Source organism: Rhodopirellula maiorica SM1 (assembly GCF_000346295.1).
In the GTDB taxonomy this organism is placed as follows: domain Bacteria; phylum Planctomycetota; class Planctomycetia; order Pirellulales; family Pirellulaceae; genus Novipirellula; species Novipirellula maiorica.
In genome coordinates, this window is the sequence record NZ_ANOG01000545.1 from 1 (window position 1) to 3,979 (window position 3,979).

Genomic DNA, 3,979 nt, shown 5'->3' on the forward strand with positions numbered 1-3,979 from the left:
GGCTGACACATTTACTCAGTCATTGTGTCGGCCTCCGGCCTTTGCAGCTCATTCGCTACATCCCGTGGCCTTACGGCCACGGCAGAGGATGTATCGGCCTCTGGCCTAAGCCGGACGCTCTCTCGCGCCGTGCCGCTACCAAAGTAGATGGCATGGGGCTCGCGCCCTACCGCTACAAAATGCTTCACAGCGTTGCCCTATAGGGCTTGTGCATTTCAGCGTAGCGGAAGATCAAAATGCGTTAGTTTTCGGGGGGCGACGATGGCGGTTCAAAATTAAACTCTTGCCACTTTACCGCCTTGTCCATCGGTTCGATTCGCATCACCAAATGGCCGTCTTGGTAGAGCCGAACGGTGCCGGTGGATTGGCTGACGACGACCGCGATCGCCTTGGTTTTTCGCGAGATCGCCGCAGCGGCCCAATGTCTCGCTCCTAACCCTTTGCTCATCGTCAGATCTTCGTGCGAGACCTCGAGCATTTGCCGACTCTTTTCGATCACGCCATCGCCGGCGATGATAAAGGCACCGTCAAGCTGAGCGACCTCTTTGGCATCCTCTTGGACTTTCTTGTCCAGCAGATTGCGTTGCTTGCGATTGTAACCGCGAAACGGATCGACCCCGCTGTCGTTGGCATGTTCGAGCACCTTGCGAGTATCGCCAACGACAAACAGCGTTCCGACCGGTTTGCCTTCGCGGCCTTCGCGGCCAATTTGGGCTGCCAAATCGATGACCGCCTTGATCGTTTTCAGCGGCACCCGACTCTCGAGCATTTGCAGATCCCGGCTGGTCAATTGCCGCATCCGTTCATCGAGTTGCAGATGACTGATCGAATCGAGCCGGCCTTGTTGAAAACCGCTGTACAGAGCGACGACCTCGCCATTGGTCCGAATCAATTCGTCGGCAGCCGCTTCGAGCAGCGCGTGCTGCAGACGCTCTAACAGCGGTGCTTTTTCCTTGTTCAGGGCCAGCGGTTTGAGGCCCGCTTCGGATGCCCCCTCGAGATCTTCGGGTGAGTCGACTGCGACAATAAACGGTTTATCGAGTGGCTGAGCCATCTCGGAGATTCGTTTCCAGTCGGTGGATCCATCGAGTAGCAGCAGCAATGCGTCCGCACCGCGATCACGAAAAAGGTCGATCGCTGCGCGAATCATCGCTGCATTGTGTTTCGTCAGACGTTGTGTCGCCATTGCAGGGCGAACTCGACAAGTGGAGTGTGATTCAAACTAGGTAATTTAACAAGAGAATCAAAGTATTAGCGAAGCAGGCTGAACCGGCAACCAGATCAGCCCCGAAATCTGCGTTTTGTCGCCGGGATAATTGTCGCGGGGAAGAATCGTCCGACGGAGCGCCCGATCGCGTTTACCGGCGATTCGATCGCGTTCCATTGGCGACGGCGGGCGTCTGCCACGCTGGTCCGCTGCGATAGGTTCGCTCGTAGTACATTGCCAATGCACGCAGCGCGTGCCCCTTGGGTCCAATCTGCCAATCATGGTTTGGATCGTTGTACATCGACGCCAATAGATACCGTACCGCTCGCACCAAACGAGGATCCTGCAGCTGCGAATCGGGCATCGCTGTGAGCAACCATTCGACGATGTGTCCCGTCGTTTGCACCTTGCGATCCATTTTGCCGTTGTCTTCACGCCCCTCGAACCAATCGGTGCTCATCGATCCATCGCGATTCTGCAGCGAGAAGGCGTAGTCGATGAAATCGTTGGTAAATTCTTCGGCGCGTGCCCATTGCCCTGTGATCGGACGACCTTCGGCGCGTCGTTTTCGCAATGCGTGGGCAAATCCCATCAAGCGATGCGTTCCTCCACAGGCGGCACCCACGATTGGCTGCGACAATTCTTCACGAATTAATCGCTCACAATCCCAGCGGGTTCCATCCGAAGCGATCCAGCTCTCGTCGGTATCCAAATAATGCGACAGTGCGATCAGCGTAAATGTTAACTCTTCGCCGCTTTTGCAATCCGCCATCTCGCGTTTGACGACATCGCGTACTGAGTACTTTGTCGTGCCGACATACAAGGGATAGTCCACTGGGACGTTGCACAATGAGAACACACACAACATTTGTGCCTGGTGCCCCTGCAGTCCAACGCCACTTTTCACATGGATGCCACCACGGTCCTCTTCGAACAACCGTTGGCCGCGACATGCGTTGTTGCCGGCGATCCATGCGATCGCACTGTAGTGTTGGCGTTCGGCGATGATCTTCGTATCCACGCCATACACCATGATCGAATGCAACATTCCCCAATTGCTTCGCTCATTGGCGATTTCAGGGCGGCGATAATAGTGACTCAAACACCGCTGCATGACCGGTTTCATTTTAGCAACCGATGCCGAGATACGTATCGGTCCGGTGGGCATCCCGACGTAATCCAGTGCCACGGGCTCTTTTGCTTTGGCATCGGCAGGTTCGTCCCATTGGTCACCAACCGAAACCGAACGCTGCGGCGGGGCGGCCGCACTTGTCGCCAACCGCGAATCGGCAAACCGTTTCTGCGGATCCGATGCGTGACTTGGCTCTTTCGTCGCGGGTTCAAGTTCCTTGGTGGATGACGGGTCCATCGTGGATGACGGATCCTCGGGGGATGACGGCGAGGCGGCGATCTCGGGCGTTGCCTTTCGCAGACGATCACCAAGACTTAAATCTTCGACCACTTCTTCGACGACGTCGCCGTTGTCCGCATCGGACGCGAAAGCCTCCTCGGCCTCGAATCGCTCGCGATCGGTTATCTCTTCGTCGCTGTAGTGGTCTGCGGGATTGCTCCGCTCAGCGTCTTCCCAATTTTCAGCTGCATCGCTGGCGACATCCTCGCCGGAGTTTTCGTCCCTCGCGTCGTCCTCGGCAAACACGTCCACGGCAGGACTCGCCAATTCGGGACCCGCAGATGGCGCGAGCTCGAGTTCCAATTCGTTGAATTTCTCTGCAGGCGATAATGTGCTCGATTCCGCGGCCGCCGACTCCGAGGTTGGCATCGAATCGACCGAGTGGTCGATTGTCGCATCGCCTGCCTTGTCCATCGAACGATCGATTGGCACTAGCGCTGGCGACTCGGTTCGAATCGAGTTCGGCTCTGCCGTTTTGGTTTCACGCTGTGTTGCGTCCACGACTAAGGGGCTCGCGACTTCGGGATCACGAAGCGGCTGAGGATCCCGAAGCGGCAAACGCTTCGGATCGGTTGCCGTGCCCGAATCGGCTACGATGCGTCGCGCTCGCGGTACCCAATTGTCATCGTCCGATGCCGCTTGCGCCCCCGCCGGCGTCTGCCGCGAATGCGTGTCGACCACGACTGGCGCATGCTGGCTACGCCCCTGCATCGAAGGCGGATCGCTCACCAAGGGGACGCTGGCTGGAGGCTTGGGTGGAGTCGTCTTTTTCGAGGACTCGGGTTTGTTGGTCAACACATCAAGCAACCACGGACGCCGCGCGATCTGTACTTCCGCCGATGTATCGAGCGGCGGATTGAGTACGACACCCTCGTCACCTACCGCGAACTGCGAGCACGAAATAGCTAGCAAACAACTGAGAGAGGTTCGCGATCGAAGATGACGTTTCAGGTTATGCACAAAGGACTCCAGGACATGGGTGAACCTAGAGTGTGATATCGGAAGTTCGCAGCGCTGAGTTTACTTAGAAACCCGCCTCTCGCTCGCAGTAATAAGATCTTTTGAGGGGTTGGCTGACCACATCTGCCTGAAATGACACGGAAAGCTCGTGGTCGCTTCGGTTCGTTATTTGGAATCGCTCGACATCGTCAATGCTTTCATTAACGGGCAATTCTCGGATGCCACATGGTCGACCCGATATTGCCTCAGCAACTCTTTGGACCGTGCTGCTAACATCCTGCGTACTTCGCGGCGTTTCCCTTTGACTCGCGGAATGACCATCGAATCGTAAGCCGTCGTTTGATGACGCATCCACGCGATCACTGCAGCTTCGGCGCGTTGTTCGACGGAGATGCGTTTGG

General features: G+C 56.8%; 3 protein-coding genes. All 3 read right to left on the reverse strand.

Translation table 11 applies throughout. The annotated features are described in order from the left end of the window. Window positions 1–241 precede the first annotated feature (241 nt). Entirely contained in the window at window positions 242–1,186 is a 945-nt protein-coding gene (locus tag RMSM_RS17505) for a DNA integrity scanning protein DisA nucleotide-binding domain protein (RefSeq protein WP_008699008.1), read from the reverse strand. Between the two features lie 172 nt (window positions 1,187–1,358). Continuing rightward, window positions 1,359–3,578 carry a hypothetical protein gene (locus RMSM_RS37075; RefSeq protein ID WP_008699011.1) on the reverse strand — a complete coding sequence of 740 codons (2,220 nt, stop codon included), beginning with the start codon at window positions 3,576–3,578 and terminating at the stop codon, window positions 1,359–1,361. 165 nt (window positions 3,579–3,743) lie between these two features. Further along, a partial coding sequence (locus RMSM_RS17515; protein WP_040767741.1) for a DUF2293 domain-containing protein occupies window positions 3,744–3,979 on the reverse strand: 236 nt, incomplete at its 5' end.